This window comes from Pseudomonas bijieensis (assembly GCF_013347965.1).
Lineage (GTDB): Bacteria > Pseudomonadota > Gammaproteobacteria > Pseudomonadales > Pseudomonadaceae > Aquipseudomonas > Aquipseudomonas bijieensis.
This window is the reverse complement of record NZ_CP048810.1, coordinates 3,003,317-3,019,567: the sequence shown is the minus strand read 5'-3', so window position 1 is coordinate 3,019,567 and position 16,251 is coordinate 3,003,317. Positions and strand designations below refer to the sequence as shown.

The 16,251-nt window shown below is 62.1% G+C and carries 14 protein-coding genes; 11 read left to right on the top strand and 3 right to left on the bottom strand.

Annotated features, from left to right (window positions below):
• Positions 1 to 17 precede the first annotated feature (17 nt).
• From rlmN to GN234_RS13170, 11 genes are all read left to right on the top strand, one after another.
• Positions 18 to 1,166, top strand: coding sequence for a dual-specificity RNA methyltransferase RlmN (gene rlmN / locus GN234_RS13220; protein WP_109753618.1), 1,149 nt, complete (start codon positions 18 to 20; stop codon positions 1,164 to 1,166).
• Between the two features lie 12 nt (positions 1,167 to 1,178).
• A complete protein-coding gene (pilW, locus tag GN234_RS13215) occupies positions 1,179 to 1,937 on the top strand; it encodes a type IV pilus biogenesis/stability protein PilW (RefSeq protein ID WP_109753619.1) in 759 nt (252 codons plus the stop codon).
• On the top strand, positions 1,937 to 2,965 hold the full coding sequence (locus GN234_RS13210; protein WP_116831518.1) for a RodZ domain-containing protein: 1,029 nt from the start codon (positions 1,937 to 1,939) through the stop codon (positions 2,963 to 2,965). The genes pilW and GN234_RS13210 overlap by 1 nt, the downstream gene beginning before the upstream one ends.
• A gap of 3 nt (positions 2,966 to 2,968) precedes the next feature.
• Positions 2,969 to 4,078 carry a flavodoxin-dependent (E)-4-hydroxy-3-methylbut-2-enyl-diphosphate synthase gene (gene ispG, locus GN234_RS13205; RefSeq protein ID WP_003185136.1) on the top strand — a complete coding sequence of 370 codons (1,110 nt, stop codon included), beginning with the start codon at positions 2,969 to 2,971 and terminating at the stop codon, positions 4,076 to 4,078.
• Between the two features lie 24 nt (positions 4,079 to 4,102).
• A complete protein-coding gene (gene hisS, locus GN234_RS13200) occupies positions 4,103 to 5,392 on the top strand; it encodes a histidine--tRNA ligase (protein ID WP_109753621.1) in 1,290 nt (429 codons plus the stop codon).
• Positions 5,393 to 5,432: 40 nt separating this feature from the next.
• Positions 5,433 to 6,074: a YfgM family protein gene (locus GN234_RS13195; protein ID WP_014336699.1), complete on the top strand. Its 642-nt coding sequence runs from the start codon at positions 5,433 to 5,435 to the stop codon at positions 6,072 to 6,074.
• Positions 6,067 to 7,218, top strand: coding sequence for an outer membrane protein assembly factor BamB (bamB, locus tag GN234_RS13190; protein ID WP_109753623.1), 1,152 nt, complete (start codon positions 6,067 to 6,069; stop codon positions 7,216 to 7,218). Before GN234_RS13195 ends, bamB begins: the two co-directional genes overlap by 8 nt.
• A gap of 133 nt (positions 7,219 to 7,351) precedes the next feature.
• Positions 7,352 to 8,824, top strand: a complete 1,473-nt coding sequence (gene der, locus GN234_RS13185; RefSeq protein ID WP_063322847.1) for a ribosome biogenesis GTPase Der — start codon at positions 7,352 to 7,354, stop codon at positions 8,822 to 8,824.
• A gap of 245 nt (positions 8,825 to 9,069) precedes the next feature.
• Complete coding sequence (locus GN234_RS13180; RefSeq protein ID WP_109753624.1) at positions 9,070 to 10,218, top strand: pyridoxal phosphate-dependent aminotransferase; 1,149 nt, start codon at positions 9,070 to 9,072, stop codon at positions 10,216 to 10,218.
• Positions 10,206 to 11,000, top strand: coding sequence for an amidohydrolase (locus GN234_RS13175; protein WP_109753625.1), 795 nt, complete (start codon positions 10,206 to 10,208; stop codon positions 10,998 to 11,000). The genes GN234_RS13180 and GN234_RS13175 overlap by 13 nt, the downstream gene beginning before the upstream one ends.
• Positions 11,001 to 11,065: 65 nt before the next feature.
• Entirely contained in the window at positions 11,066 to 11,485 is a 420-nt protein-coding gene (locus GN234_RS13170; RefSeq protein ID WP_116831521.1) for a hypothetical protein, read from the top strand.
• Positions 11,486 to 11,691: 206 nt separating this feature from the next.
• Here GN234_RS13170 and leuA read toward each other — a convergent pair whose 3' ends face one another.
• The 3 genes from leuA to xseA all read right to left on the bottom strand — a co-directional run bounded on the left by leuA (position 11,692) and on the right by xseA (position 16,040).
• The gene (gene leuA, locus GN234_RS13165) at positions 11,692 to 13,371 is read right to left on the bottom strand and encodes a 2-isopropylmalate synthase (RefSeq protein ID WP_109753627.1); all 1,680 of its coding nucleotides are present in this window, start codon (positions 13,369 to 13,371) and stop codon (positions 11,692 to 11,694) included.
• 464 nt (positions 13,372 to 13,835) lie between these two features.
• On the bottom strand, positions 13,836 to 14,657 hold the full coding sequence (locus GN234_RS13160) for a peptidoglycan DD-metalloendopeptidase family protein (protein WP_109753628.1): 822 nt from the start codon (positions 14,655 to 14,657) through the stop codon (positions 13,836 to 13,838).
• Positions 14,658 to 14,660: 3 nt separating this feature from the next.
• Positions 14,661 to 16,040: an exodeoxyribonuclease VII large subunit gene (xseA, locus tag GN234_RS13155; RefSeq protein ID WP_176688581.1), complete on the bottom strand. Its 1,380-nt coding sequence runs from the start codon at positions 16,038 to 16,040 to the stop codon at positions 14,661 to 14,663.
• Between the last annotated feature and the right edge of the window lie 211 nt (positions 16,041 to 16,251).

Below are 16,251 nucleotides of genomic sequence, written 5' to 3'. Positions count from 1 at the left end.
TGAGTGAAGGTGAATCCATGACTACATCGAACGGCAAAACCAACCTGTTGGGCCTGACCCAGCCGGAAATGGAGAAATTCTTCGACTCGATCGGGGAGAAGCGTTTCCGTGCCGGCCAGGTGATGAAATGGATTCACCACTTTGGCGTCGACGACTTCGACGCCATGACGAATGTCGGCAAGGCCCTGCGCGAAAAGCTCAAGGCTGTTGCCGAGATTCGCGGCCCCGAAGTGGTCAGCGAGGACATCTCCAGCGACGGCACCCGTAAGTGGGTGGTGCGCGTGGCGTCCGGCAGCTGCGTCGAGACCGTCTACATTCCCCAGGGCAAACGCGGCACCTTGTGCGTTTCGTCCCAGGCAGGCTGTGCCCTGGATTGCAGTTTCTGCTCCACCGGCAAGCAAGGCTTCAACAGCAACCTCACCGCCGCCGAAGTGATCGGCCAGGTGTGGATTGCCAACAAATCCTTTGGCAGCGTCCCGGCGACCGTCGACCGTGCCATCACCAACGTGGTGATGATGGGCATGGGTGAGCCGCTGCTGAATTTCGACAACGTCATCGCCGCCATGCACCTGATGATGGATGACCTGGGCTATGGCATCTCCAAGCGCCGGGTGACCCTGTCCACCTCGGGCGTGGTGCCGATGATCGATGAGCTGGCCAAGCACATCGACGTCTCCCTGGCGTTGTCGCTGCACGCACCCAACGACGCATTGCGTAACCAATTGGTGCCGATCAACAAGAAGTATCCGCTTAAGATGCTGCTGGAGTCGTGCCAGCGCTACATGTCGTCCCTGGGCGAAAAGCGCGTGCTGACCATCGAATACACGCTGCTCAAGGACGTGAACGACAAGGTCGAGCACGCGGTCGAGATGATCGAGTTGCTCAAGAACATCCCGTGCAAGATCAACCTGATCCCGTTCAACCCGTTCCCGCATTCCGGTTACGAGCGTCCGAGCAACAACGCGATTCGTCGCTTCCAGGATCAGCTTCACCACGCTGGCTTCAACGTCACCGTGCGCACCACCCGCGGCGAAGACATCGACGCCGCTTGTGGCCAATTGGTAGGACAGGTGCTGGATCGCACCCGTCGCAGCGAGCGCTACATTGCCGTGCGTGAGTTGAACGCCGCGGATGATGCGGTGCAAAACGCTGCGAACAGTCACTAAGAGAGGAACTCTATGTCCCTGCGCTTCGCGCTCGTTTTGCTGTTGGCCGGCCTTTGTTCCGGTTGTGTCCTGTCGGGTGACTACAACCCGATGAAGACCAGCAAAGGGCGCGACGAGGCACGTGTGGCCTATGTGCAACTGGGCATTGGTTACTTGCAGCAGGGCATGACCGAGCGGGCCAAGGTCCCGCTCAAGAAAGCCCTGGAGCTGGACAGTTCCGACGCCGATGCCAATGCGGCCCTGGCCCTGGTGTTCCAGGCCGAGATGGAGCCGGAACTGGCTGACGAACATTTTCGCAAGGCGCTGTCGGCCCGGCCTCAGGATGCACGGATCCTGAACAACTACGGCAGTTTTCTTTACGAGCAGAAACGCTACAAGGAAGCCTACGAGCGCTTCGAGCAGGCTGCCGCCGACACCCTTTATCCTGAGCGCTCGCGGGTTTTCGAAAACCTCGGCATGACGGCTGCGCAGCTCGGCCAACGCGACCTGGCGCGCCAGCAGTTGGAAAAAGCGCTGCGGCTCAACCGCCAGCAACCGCGGGCACTGCTGGAAATGGCTGAGTTGTCTTACGAAGACAGGCATTATGTGCCCGCACGTGACTACTACGAGCGTTTTAGCCTGCTGAGCGAGCAAAATGCACGTAGTCTATTGCTCGGCGTTCGGCTGGCACATGTGTTTGAAGATCGCGACAAGGCTGCAAGTTACGGCCTGCAACTCAAAAGACTCTATCCCGGTACGCCGGAATATCAGCAATACCTGTCGGAGCAATGATGAAAGCGGCGCATCCCGAAGTTGTAGCAGCGACTCGCGTAAATCCCGGTGAGACCCTGCGTCAAGCCCGCGAAAGCAATGGTTGGTCGCTGGCCGAAGTGGCCCTCAAGCTCAATCTCACCGCGGCTTCCCTGGGCAACCTGGAAGCGGGCGCGTTCGACAAGCTGCCGGGGCATACCTTCGCCCGGGGCTATATCCGTGCCTATGCCAAATTGCTCGGCATGGACCAGACCGTGCTGGTCCAGCAATTCGATCAATACACCGGTTCCGATGCCCAGGGCAGCAGCGTGCACAGCCTGGGTCGCATCGAAGAGCCGGTTCGCGTTTCCCACACCATTTTGCGAATCGTCAGCCTGTTGCTGCTGATCGCGGTGATTGGTGGTGGTTTTGTCTGGTGGCAGGACCAGGCTTCCTTGCGCAACAAGGAGCCGGTCGCCTTGAACCCTGAGCATGTCGAGGTCGAGGGTGCCGACGGCACCACCCAGATCCATCCGCTGGACGAGCCGGAAGACCAGGCGGTCGTCGAAGGCCAGACCGAAGGCGAAACTGCCCTGGCGTTGCCACAGAGCCCGGATGCCGCCGATGCCGAGGCGGGCGCCGAGCCGGCTGTTCCAGCCCCTGCGCCCGCAGCGCCAGTTGCACCGGGCACTGGCAGCGCACCGATTGCCACGGCACCTGCCGCACCGACCGCGCCAGCGCCAAACGTCGCTGCGCCGACGACCCACACCGCGCCAGCCGCGCCAGTCGTTCCGGCAGCGCCAGTGGTTCCGGTGGCGCCTGCCGCAGGTGAAGGCCAGGTACAGATTCAGTTTGTCGCCGACTGCTGGACGCAGATCACCGACGGCAACGGCAAGGTGCTGTTCAGTGGCCTCAAGCGCAAGGGCGACAGCACTTCCATCAACGGCAAGCCACCCTTTGCCGTACGCCTGGGTTATGCCCGTGGCGCGCAGGTCAGCTACAACGGCCAGCCGGTCGATGTGGCTCCGTTCACCAGTGGCGAGACCGCTCGCCTGAAGTTGGGTCAATAAGTCATGCACGGCGAATCTCCAATCAAGCGTCGCGAATCCCGAAAGATCTGGGTCGGTAACGTGCCCGTGGGCGGCGATGCGCCTATCGCTGTGCAGAGCATGACCAACAGCGACACCAATGACGTGGCCGCCACGGTCGCGCAGATCAACCGCCTGGAAGCCGCCGGTGTCGACATCGTGCGGGTATCGGTGCCGGACATGGACGCCGCCGAGGCGTTCGGCAAGATCAAGCAATTGGTCAAGGTCCCCCTGGTGGCCGACATCCACTTCGACTACCGCATCGCCCTGCGTGTGGCCGAGTTGGGTGTCGATTGCCTGCGTATCAACCCGGGTAACATCGGTCGCGAAGACCGTGTCCGTGCCGTGGTGGATGCTGCCCGCGACCGGGGCATTCCGATCCGCATCGGCGTGAACGCCGGTTCCCTGGAAAAAGACCTGCAAAAGAAATACGGCGAACCGACCCCGGCGGCGCTGGTGGAGTCTGCCCTGCGCCATGTCGAGCACCTGGAGCGCCTGAATTTCCAGGACTTCAAGGTCAGCGTGAAGGCGTCCGACGTGTTCATGGCCGTCGAAGCCTACCGCCTGCTGGCCAAGGAAATCGTCCAGCCGCTGCACCTGGGCATCACCGAAGCCGGTGGGTTGCGTTCGGGCACGGTGAAATCCGCCGTCGGCCTCGGTATGCTGCTCGCCGAAGGGATTGGCGATACCATCCGCATCTCGTTGGCGGCCGACCCGGTCGAGGAAGTGAAAGTCGGCTACGACATTCTCAAGTCCCTGCACCTGCGTTCCCGTGGAATCAACTTCATCGCCTGCCCGAGCTGCTCGCGGCAGAACTTCGATGTGGTCAAGACCATGAACGAGCTGGAAGGGCGCCTCGAAGACCTGCTGGTGCCGCTGGATGTCGCGGTGATCGGTTGCGTGGTCAACGGGCCGGGCGAAGCCAAGGAGGCCCATATCGGCCTGACTGGCGGCACACCGAACCTGATTTACATCGACGGCAAGCCGTCGCAGAAACTGACGAATGACAATCTGGTGGATGAGCTGGAACGGCTGATTCGCCAGAAAGCGGCCGAAAAGGTCGAAGCCGACGCCGCAGTGATTGCGCGTGGTTGAGTCGAACGAATTTAAGGATTACCTGTGAGCAAGTCCCTGCAAGCCATTCGTGGCATGAACGACATCCTGCCCGAGCAGACGCCCCTGTGGCGCTATTTCGAGGGCACCGTGGCGCGTTTGCTGGATAACTACGGTTACCGGCAGATCCGCATGCCGATCGTCGAGTTCACCGAGCTGTTCAAGCGCTCCATCGGCGAAGTGACCGACATCGTCGAAAAAGAGATGTACACCTTCGACGACCGCAACGGCGATTCCCTGACCCTGCGCCCCGAAGGCACAGCGGCGTGCGTGCGTGCGGTGCTCGAACACGGTATCACCGGCGGCGGCCAGGTGCAGAAACTCTGGTACATCGGCCCGATGTTCCGTCACGAGCGCCCGCAGAAGGGCCGTTATCGCCAGTTCCACCAGATTGGTCTCGAGGTGTTCAACCTCGAGGGGCCGGACATCGACGCCGAGCTGATCGTCATGACCTGGCGTCTGTGGGGCGAGCTGGGGCTGCGCGACGCGGTCAAGCTCGAGCTCAACAGCCTGGGTACCAGCGAGTCCCGTGGCCGCTACCGCGAGGCATTGGTGGAGTTTCTTTCCGCCCACCTGGACAAACTCGACGAAGACAGCCAGCGCCGTCTGAAGACCAATCCGCTACGCGTGCTCGACACCAAGAATGCCGAGACCCAGGCGGTCCTGGTCGATGCGCCGAAAATGGCCGACTACCTCGACGACGAATCCCGTGCGCACTTCGAGGGGCTGAAGGCACGCCTGGACGCCGTTGGCATTCCTTACGTGATCAACCCCAAGTTGGTTCGCGGCCTGGATTACTACAGCAAGACCGTCTTCGAATGGGTCACCGACAAGCTCGGCGCCCAGGGCACCGTGTGTGCCGGTGGCCGCTACGACGGGTTGGTGGAACAGATGGGCGGCAAGCCGACCCCGGGCGTGGGCTTTGCCATGGGTATCGAGCGGCTGGTGTTGATGCTCGAAGCCTTGGACAAGGTGCCTGAAGAGCTTTCCCGCCAGGTCGACGTCTACCTGTGCGCCTTTGGCGAGGCCGCCGAACTGGCAGCCCTGGCTTTGAGCGAGCGGATCCGCGACCAGTTGCCCAACCTGCGCCTGCAGATCAACGCCGGCGCCGGTAGCTTCAAGAGCCAATTCAAGAAGGCCGACAAGAGCGGTGCGCTGTACGCACTGATCCTCGGTGACGACGAACTGGCCCAACAAGTGGTAGGTTTCAAACCCCTGCGTGGCCAGGGCGAACAACAAAGCATTGCCTGGGATGCGCTTGCTGCACACCTGGCCACCTGCGTCGTGCAGGGTTGAAGCTGTCAAACAGCCGATTTAGCGATTAAGGAGTATTGGGGTGTCGAGTACCGAAGATGAACAGCTGGCGGATTTGAAGGACTGGTGGACGCGCAACGGCAAGCCGCTGGTCACTGGCGGCCTGTTGGCGCTGGTCATCGTGTTCGGCTGGCAGGCCTACCAGAAATACCAGAGCAACCAGTCGCAAGGCGCCTCGGTGCTCTACCAGCAATTGCTGGAAACCACCCTGACCCCGGACGGCAAGCCTGACGCGGCCCGCGTGGCGGACCTGGCCGGCAAGCTGGACAAGGAATTCGGCGGCACCGCCTACGCGCAGTACGGTCGCCTGTTCGTGGCCAAGGTGGCGGTGGACAGCGGCAAGCTGGACGACGCGGCCACCGAGCTCAAAGGTATCGTCGACAAACCGGCCAACCCGACCCTGGGCGAAGTGGCGCGTCAGCGCCTGGCGCAGGTGCTGGCGGCACAGAACAAGGCCGAAGACGCCCTGAAACTGCTTGACGGCGATGCCGACAAGGCGTTCCTGGCGACCCGCGAAGAACTCAAGGGCGACCTGCTGGTGCAGCTGGGTCGTGCCGATGAGGCCTATGCGGCCTACCAAAAAGCCAAGGCTGCGCTGTCGGATGAAGCCGCAGTCGGTGGCCTGCAAATCAAGCTGGACGACCTGGCCAAAGGGGATGCGTGACGTGATCCGTTGGAAACATGCAGCATTGCTGGCCCTGGCCATTCTGGCCGCGGGTTGCAGCAGCAACAGCAAGAAAGAACTGCCTCCGGCCGAGCTGACCGACTTCAAAGAAGAAGTCGTGCTGCAGAAGCAGTGGAGCCGTTCCATCGGCGATGGCCAGGGTGAAACCTACAACATGCTGGTGCCGGCTATCGATGGCGACACCATCTATGCAGGCGACGTCACCGGTGTGGTGATGGCGATGGATCGCAGCAACGGCGACGTCAAATGGAAGAAAGATCTTGAACTGCCTGTTTCCGGCGCCGTTGGCGTGGGTTATGGCCTGGTCATGATCGGCACGCTCAAGGGCGAGATCGTCGCCCTGGACGCGAGCAGCGGTGAAGAGAAATGGCGCGCCCGCGTGACCAGTGAAGTGCTCGCACCGCCGGCCACCAACGGTGACGTGGTCGTGGTCCAGACCCAGGACGACCGTCTGATCGGCCTGGATGCCGCTACCGGCAACCAGCGCTGGTTGTATGACAGCACCCCGGCGGTCCTGACCCTGCGTGGCACCAGTGCGCCAGTCGTCACCAACCGCCTGGCGGTGGCTGGCTTGTCGACCGGTAAAGTGGTTGCCTTGGATATTTCCAATGGCGTGCCGGTGTGGGAACAGCGCGTGGCGATCCCGCAAGGTCGTTCGGAGCTGGAGCGTGTGGTCGACATCGACGGCGGCTTGCTGCTGTCCGGCGGCACGCTGTACGTCGCCAGCTACCAGGGCCGTGTTGCGGCACTGGACCTGGAAAGCGGTCGTCCGCTGTGGCAGCGCGATGCGTCCAGCTACGCCGGTGTCGCCCAAGGCTTTGGCAGCGTCTACGTGAGCCTGTCCTCGGGCACCGTCGAAGGCGTTGACGAGCGTTCCACCACCGCACTGTGGAGCAACGACTCCCTGGCCCGTCGTCAACTGTCGGCCCCGGAAGTGTTCTCCAGCTACGTTGCAGTGGGTGACCTGGAAGGTTACCTGCACCTGCTCAGCCAGGTGGACGGTCGTTTCGTCGGCCGTGAGCGCATCGACAGCGACGGCCTGCGTGCCCGTCCGCTGGTGGTGGGCAACATGATCTATGTGTATGGCAACAGCGGCAAACTGGAAGCCCTGACCATCAAGTAAGACTATGCTTGGGGCTAATCCCCCAAGCGGCCTTGTTCACAAGGTTTGCAGTGCTTGCCCAGACTGCCCCGAGCACCAGCCGCTGCCTCGCAGCGGCTTTTGTATTTTCTGAAATAACGAAGTGGAGAGCCGCATGGTTCCCGTAATCGCCCTGGTGGGCCGACCGAACGTCGGCAAGTCCACCTTGTTCAATCGCCTGACCAGGACTCGCGACGCCATCGTCGGCGACTTGTCCGGTCTGACCCGTGATCGCCAATACGGTGAGGCCAAGTGGCAAGGGCGTACCTATATTCTGGTCGACACCGGCGGCATCTCCGGTGATGAACACGGCATGGACGAAAAAATGGCCGAGCAGTCGCTGCTCGCCATCGAAGAAGCCGATGTGGTGCTGTTCCTGGTAGACGCCAAGGCCGGTTTTACCGCCGCCGACCAGATGATCGCCGAGCATTTGCGCAAACGTAACAAGCGTTCCTATGTGGTCGCCAACAAGGTCGATAACATCGACCCGGACATGGCCCGCGCCGAGTTCGCCCCGTTGGGCATGGGTCAGGCGATCCCGATCGCCGGTGCCCACGGCCGTGGTATCACCCAGATGCTGGAAATCGCTCTGGAGAGCTTCCCGAAGGACGACGTGGAAGAACCGGAAGAGGGCGAGGAAGAGATCGTTGCCGAAGGCGAGGAAGCCAAGCGCATTCCGGGCCCGAGCGAAAAAGACGGGATCAAGATCGCCATCATCGGCCGCCCGAACGTGGGCAAGTCGACGCTGGTCAACCGCATGCTCGGTGAAGACCGGGTCATCGTCTACGACCAACCTGGCACCACCCGTGACAGCATCTACATTCCCTTCGAGCGTAACGAAGAGAAGTACACGCTGATCGACACGGCCGGTGTGCGCAAGCGCGGCAAGATCCACGAAGAAGTCGAAAAGTTCTCCGTGGTCAAGACCCTGCAGGCGATCAAAGACGCCAACGTGGTGATCTTCGTGATGGACGCCCGGGAGGGCGTGGTCGATCACGACCTCAACCTGCTGGGCTTCGCCCTGGAAGCCGGTCGTGCGCTGGTCATCGCGATCAACAAGTGGGACGGCATGACGCCGAGCGAGCGGGATTTCGTCAAGGTCGAATTGCAGCGTCGGCTGTTCTTCGTCGACTTCGCCGACATCCACTTCATCTCGGCCCTGCACGGTACCGGCGTGGGCAACCTCTATGCGTCGGTGCAGAACTCGTTCAAGTCGGCGGTCACCCGTTGGCCGACCAACCGCCTGACCCAGATCCTCGAAGACGCGGTAGGCGAGCACGCGCCACCGATGGTCAACAACCGCCGGATCAAGCTGCGTTACGCCCACTTGGGTGGTGCCAACCCGCCGATTATCGTGATTCACGGTAACCAGATCGAGAAGGTGCCCAAGTCGTACGTCCGCTACCTGGAAAACACCTATCGCCGCGTCCTGAAGCTGGTCGGCACGCCGATCCGCATCGAGTTCAAGGGCGGTGAGAACCCGTATGAAGGCAACAAGAACACGCTCACCGACCGCCAGGTCAACAAGAAGCGCCGCTTGATGTCGCACCACAAGAAGGCTGACAAGAAGCGTCGTGACAAGCGCTGATCCAGTCTGGATCTGAAAGTTGGGATGTTGATCTGTGGGAGCAAGGCTTGCCCGCGATGACCGCGCCGCGGTGTAACAGCTGAACCGCGTTATCGTTCATCGCGGGCAAGCCTTGCTCCCACAGGCATGAGTATTCAGCATGAAAAGGGTGCCCTGTGTGGCGCCCTTTTTCATGCCCGGCGATTGGGCTATCCTCGAGCTCTCCCGCGCCGCACCTGAGCCGGGTGCAGACCAGGGAACCCTCGATGATCACCAGCAAGTTGCCGAATGTCGGCATCACTATTTTCACCCAGATGTCCCAGCTCGCCGCGCAGACCGGCGCGCTCAATCTGTCCCAGGGGTTTCCCGATTTCGATGGTCCGCAGGCCCTGCGCGATGCAGTTGGCCGGCACATTGCTCAAGGTCATAACCAATACTCGCCCATGACCGGCTTGCCGGCGCTGCGCGAGCAGATCGCGGCGAAGATTGCCCGCAGTTATGGCGTCAGCGTCGATGCCGATCAGGAAGTGACCGTGACCCCCGGCGCGACCCAGGCGATTTTCTGTGCCATTGCGGCCGTTGTGCACAGCGGCGACGAAGTGATCGTCTTCGACCCCAGCTACGACAGCTACGAACCTGCCGTGCAATTGGCTGGTGGGCGTTGCGTGCACGTGCCATTGGGCCTGGATGACTTCGCCATCGATTTTGAAAAGCTCGGCCAAGCCCTGAGCCCGCGCACGCGGATGATCATTCTCAACAGCCCCCACAACCCCAGCGGCGCCCTGATCAGCCACACTGAACTGGACCAGTTGGCGGCGCTGATTCGAGACCGCGACATTTACCTGGTCAGCGACGAGGTCTACGAACACCTGGTGTTCGACGGCGTCGCCCACGCCAGCGTCCTGGCCCATGAGGAGCTGTACCGGCGCGCCTTCGTGGTCAGTTCGTTCGGCAAGACCTACCACGTCACCGGTTGGAAAACCGGCTACGTGGTGGCGCCAGCGGCCCTGACGGCGGAACTGCGCAAGGTGCACCAGTACGTCAGCTTCTGCGGCGTGACGCCGTTGCAATACGCCCTGGCCGACTACATGGCCGAACATCCGGAACACGTCGATGAACTGCCGGACTTCTACCAGGCCAAGCGCGACTTGTTCTGCGATCTGCTGGCGCCGTCGCGGTTCAGCTTCAAGCGGGTGGCCGGCACTTATTTCCAGTTGGTGGATTATTCGCAAATCCGTCCGGACCTGAACGACGTCGACATGGCGGTGTGGATGACCCGCGAGCACGGCGTGGCAACGATTCCAATCTCGGTGTTCTACCAGAACCCACCACAAGGCCAGCGCCTGGTGCGCCTGTGCTTTGCCAAGCGCGAGGAGACGCTGCGCGAAGCGGCGGAAAAACTATGCGTGATCTGAGCACATTGCCCGACCTCAATATCGCCTTGGTCCAGACCACCTTGGCCTGGCACGACCGCCGGGCCAACCTGGAGCATTTCGAAGGTTTGCTGGAGCAGGCGCGTGGCGCGGACCTGATTATCCTGCCGGAGATGTTCACCACGGGCTTTTCCATGGAGTCCGAGACCTTGGCGGAAGCGGAGAACGGCCCGACACGCCAATGGCTCAAGGCCCAAGCCGCGAAGCTGGATGCGGTGATCACCGGCAGTGTGATCATCCAGGCCGCTGACGGCAGCCATCGCAATCGCCTGCTCTGGGCGCGGTCGGACGGTGAGGTGCTGCATTACGACAAGCGTCATCTGTTTCGCATGGCGGGGGAACACAATCACTACACGCCGGGTGACCGCCAGGTGCTGTTCGAACTCAAGGGCTGGCGCATTCGTCCGCTGATCTGCTACGACCTGCGCTTTCCGGTGTGGAGCCGCGATGCCGAGGACACCGACCTGCTGCTGTACACCGCCAACTGGCCCGGCGCGCGGCGTATGCACTGGAACCGGCTGCTGCCGGCCCGGGCGATCGAGAACCTGTGCTACGTGGCGGCGGTCAACCGCATCGGCACCGACGGCAAGGGTTTTGCCTACACCGGTGATAGTCAGGTGCTGGATTTCCAGGGCGAGACCCTGCTCAGCGCCGGCGAGGCCGATGGGGTATTCACGGTGTGTTTGAAGGCGGCGGACCTGGCGGCCTATCGCACGCGGTTTCCGGCGAACCTGGATGCCGATCGCTTCGAATTCACGAATTGAAACGATTCAGCCTCAAGGAGCAGTGTTGCGTGCCGATAACCGGTCAGCCAAGGAGAGAAGTCCCTATGACCAGTATCAGCGCAACCACCGTAAACCCTTACCCATTGTCAGCCCCTAAAGTCTCCATTCGCGGGGCTGAAGAGGAGAAAGCGGCCAGTCCAGTGGCATCGGCTGACAGCAGCGAAGACAAGGACAAGAAGCTGGAAGTCGACACCAGCGGCGCGAATATCGCAGGTGCGGGCGGCAGCAGTGGCAGCGGCGATGTTATCGAACAACTGAAGAAGCAGATCGAGCAGACCGAGAAGTTGCTGGCCGAACAGCAAGCTCAGCTGGCTCGGGTACAAAAAAGCCGGGCTGATGAGGAGCAGAAAGCCCAGGAAACCATGGCGATTCAGACCCAGATCATGGCGACCCAAGCGACTTTGCAGACCTTGCAGGCCGCGCTGTTGCAGGCGATGACCGTTTCGATCGATACCCATGCCTGACATCTCGGTTGCCTGACAGGCCGCCATCGCGAGCAAGCTCGCTCCCACAGGGAGGCTGAGGTGGGCACAGGATTTTGAACCCACTGAAGATCCAGTGTGGGAGCGAGCTTGCTCGCGATGAGGTCGGAACAGCCAGCGCAATAACATCAGCCAAACAAAAGGCCCCAGGGTTCACACCCCAGGGCCTTTTGCATTTCATCGATAGATCAGGCGGCCTTGGCCTCTGGCTGGCTCAGCGATCGGTTCAGCGCGCTGAACAGCGCCTTGAAGCTCGCCGTGGTGATGTTTTCATCGATCCCCACGCCGTGCACCGCACGCTCGCCGTTGACCCGCAGTTCGATGTACGCCGCCGCCTTGGCATTGGTGCCGGCGCCGATGGCGTGTTCGTTGTAGTCCATGATCTCCACCGGAATTGGCAGCCCGGCCACCAGCGCTTCCAGCGCGCCGTTGCCCTTGCCGCGCCAGTGCAGGTTGGTCTCGCCCTGGCCTTTGCTCGCCACTTCCACTTCCACGGCGCTGTGGCCGTTTTCTTCCTGCAGGCGATGGCTGACCAGCGCGTACGGGGTGTTGGCTTGCAGGTACTCGCTGTGGAGCAGGGCGTGGATCTGCTGGGCAGTCATTTCCAGGCCCAGGCGATCGGTTTCGCGCTGCACCACCTGGCTGAACTCGATCTGCATGCGACGCGGCAGGCTGATGCCGTATTCCTGTTCCAGCAGGTAGGCGATACCGCCCTTGCCGGACTGGCTGTTGACGCGAATCACCGCCTCGTAGCTGCGGCCGATGTCGGCCGGGTCGATCGGCAGGTACGGGACTTCCCACAGGGTGTCCGGTTTCTGCTGGGCAAAACCTTTGCGAATGGCGTCCTGGTGCGAGCCGGAGAACGCGGTGTGAACCAGGTCGCCAACGTACGGATGACGCGGGTGCACCGGGATCTGGTTGCATTCCTCGACCACTTTGCGCACGCCGTCGATGTCGGAGAAGTCCAGCTCAGGGTCGATGCCCTGGGTGTAAAGGTTCAGTGCCACGGTCACCAGGTCGACGTTACCGGTGCGCTCGCCGTTGCCGAACAGGCAGCCTTCGACACGGTCGGCGCCGGCCATCAGGCCCAGCTCGGTGGCGGCCACGCCGGTGCCACGGTCGTTGTGGGTGTGCAGGCTGATGAGCACGCTGTCACGACGAGTGATGTTGCGGTGGAACCACTCGATCTGGTCGGCGTAGATGTTCGGGGTGGCGACTTCCACGGTGGCGGGCAGGTTGAGGATCACCTTGCGCTCGGGCGTCGGGTTCCACACTTCGATCACCGCGTCGCAGACTTCCTTGGCGAACTCCAGCTCGGTGGCGCTGAAGGTTTCTGGCGAATACTCGAACTGCCACTGGGTTTCCGGCTGCTGCGCGGCGTATTTGACGAACAGCTTGGCCGCGTTCACCGCGATTTCCTTCACGCCTTCCTTGTCCTGGTTGAACACAATGCGGCGGAACGACGGGCAGGTGGCGTTATACAGGTGGACGATGGCTTTTTTCGCGCCGCGCAGGGACTCGAAGGTACGGGCGATCAGGTCTTCACGGGCCTGGGTCAGCACCTGGATGGTGGTGTCGTCCGGGATGTGGCCTTCTTCGATGAGGGTGCGCACGAAGTCGAAGTCGGTTTGCGAAGCGGCTGGGAACGAAGCTTCGATTTCCTTCACGCCCACCGCGACGAGGGTTTTCCAGAAGCGCAGCTTCTTGACCGCGTCCATCGGCTCGATCAGCGACTGGTTGCCGTCGCGCAGGTCGGAGCTGCACCAGATCGGCGCGGCGGTGATGGTCTTCGACGGCCAGGTGCGATCCGGCAGGTTGATGGTCGGGAAGGCGCGGTATTTGGAAGACGGGTCTTTGAGCATGCTCATGGGGAAATCCTTATTGTCGTGGCCGGAAAAAGGCGGCCTGCCGGTGGTTCGAATGGGGTGGCTTCGCAGCCGGGACGAGGTGCCGCGATTCAGCCCGGCAGTCGTGCGCTGACGAGGCACAGGCTGCGGTGCTGGCGAAGCTGGATGAGGGTGTGAGAGGTTTTCATGCCCTCAACCCTAACCGCGTGAGGGGCGGATCGCAAGCAGTCGGAAAAAATTGAGAGAAGTTCTGTTTTTGCGGAGGTTTGCGAGATTTAATCGCTCATATCTCGAATATTTGTCTTGGGAATTGCGTTGATGTTTAGAGCTTGGCAATTCCTGGAGTCGCGGTGATATGGCTGCCGTCATCGCGAGCAGGCTCGCTCCCACAGGGATTTCTGTTGGGCACAATGTTGTATTTACAAGAGATCCAAATGTGGGAGCGAGCCCGCTCGCGATGAGGCCAGTAGCCTCACCGCAAAAACTCAGGGTTGAAACGCGCCAATGAAAATCGCCGGATCCACCCGCGCATCGTTCAGGCTGATGTTCCAGTGCATGTGCGGCCCGGTCGCCCGACCGGTGGCGCCAACCTTGCCCACCACCGTGCCGCGGGCCAGTTGCTGGCCGACTTTCACGTCGATCTTCGACATGTGGCAGAACATGCTGATGAAGCCTTGGCCGTGATCGACGAATACCGTGTTTCCATTGAAGAAGTAATTGCCAGTGAGGATCACCTTGCCGGCGGCCGGGGTCTTGATCGGCGTGCCGGCGGGCACGGCGAAGTCCAGGCCGGCGTGGGGGTTGCGCTCTTCGCCGTTGAAGAACCGGCGCACGCCGAACTTGCTCGACAGCGGGCCGTTGACCGGTTTGTCCAGCAGCAGGTTGCTGGGGATGTTCGGGCTGAAGCTGCGGTAGGCCTTCAGTTGCACGGCCAGTTCGGCGTCGATGCGCTTGAGATCCGCCGGGTTCGGGTTGACCTGGCGTTTGTTCTTCAGGGTGATGTGTTGCTCAGGGTACTTTTTATAGCCGACCACGAACGGTTGGGTGCTGCCGCCACTGCTGATCTGCTGAGTGCCGGGCTGGACCGTCAGCGGGATGCCGACAATCGCCAGCCAGTTGTCCTGTTCCTTGACCACCAACACCGGTTTGCCCTGGTAACTGGCCTTCGGCGCCTTGGCTGCGCTGCCCAGGTCCACCACAGCGACGCCGCCGGGCACCGGTTTGTTCAACAGGCGGGAGATGTAACTGTCGGCGTGGGCGTTGAAGGTCAGGCACAGCAAGAGCAATGGGGCGAGATATCGCGGCATGAATCAATCCAGTAAAGAAAGGGTGACCGGCGTCAGGTGATTGTCTTCGACCCGCACCAGCAGTTCGCCTTCGCCCAGCTTGGCAGTCAGGCGTTGGCCGGTCTGGGTTTGCCCGGCGCTACGGATGGCATGGCCGCGCTCGTCGAGCAAAATGCTGTAGCCCCGACCGAGGGTCGCCAGGGGGCTGACGATGTGCAACGTCTGCATCTGGTTGTGCAATTGCACGCGGCGTGTTTTCAGGCCTTCGCGCATGGCCCGGGGCAGGCGTTCGGCCAGGCTGTCCAGGCGCTGGCGCAGCAATGCCAGTTGCCGGCCCGGGTGTTGCCCGGCCAGGCGGGTTTCCAGGCGGATCAGGCGTTCGCGGCGGGTATTGAGGCTGCGTTCGAAGGCCCGGCGCAGGCGCATGTCCAGGTCGTCGAGGCGCTGGGCTTGCTGGCGCAGGCGTTCACCGGGATGACGCAGGCGCCGGGTGAGGCCTTCGAGGCGCAGTTGATCGCGCATCAACCGGTCGCGCATGCGCATCACCAGCCGGCGATGCAGGCTTTCGACCCGGCGCACCAGGTCGCCGGCATCGGGAGCCAGCAATTCGGCGGCGGCGGACGGGGTCGGGGCACGCACGTCGGCGACGAAATCGCTGATAGATACGTCGGTTTCATGGCCCACGGCGCTGACGATCGGCGTGACGCAGGCATCCACCGCCCGGACCACGGCCTCTTCGTTGAAGCACCACAAGTCTTCCAGTGAACCGCCGCCCCGGGCCAGGATCAGCGCATCGAAGCCACGGGCATCGGCCAGTTTCAGGGCGCGGACGATTTGCGCGGTGGCTTCGCGGCCCTGCACTGCGGTGGGAATCAAGGTCAGGGATATCTGCGGCGCACGGCGGCGAAAGACGCTGATGATGTCGCGGATCACCGCGCCGGTGGGCGAACTGATGATGCCAATGCGTTGCGGGTGGGCCGGCAGCGGCACCTTGCGCTCGGCACTGAACAGGCCTTCGGCGCTGAGCTTTTCCTTCAGCGCCTCAAAGGCCAGGCGCAGGGCGCCATCGCCGGCCGGCTCCACGGTGTCGAGGATCAGTTGGTAGTCGCCACGGCCCTCGAACAGCGAGACCTTGCCGCGCACCTTCACCGCCAGCCCGTCCTTCAAGGCCTGGCGCACCCGCGCGGCGTTCTGCCGGAACAGCGCGCAGCGCACCTGGGCGCCGCTGTCCTTGAGGGTGAAATACACATGGCCGGACGCCGGGCGGGCAAGGTTGGAGATCTCGCCCTCGACCCAGATGTTGCTGAACACGTCTTCGAGCAACACCCGCGCGCGGCCGTTGAGCTGGCTGACAGTCAGGACCTCGCGGTCCAGGCCCAGTCGGGCAAAGGGATCTTTAATCATGGGCGGCATGATAAGGGCATTCGCCGATGAATCTCCATGTGTGCAGACAAATCAGACCGAGTCGTCCGCATCGCGAGCAGGCTCGCTCCCACACTGGATCTTCGCTGCGACACAGATCCCCTGTGGGAGCGAGCCTGCTCGCGATTGCAATGGGTCAGTCACCACAAACGCTGGATGTGTCGCCCTGGATCTGGCTAAAGTCGCCCCCTTC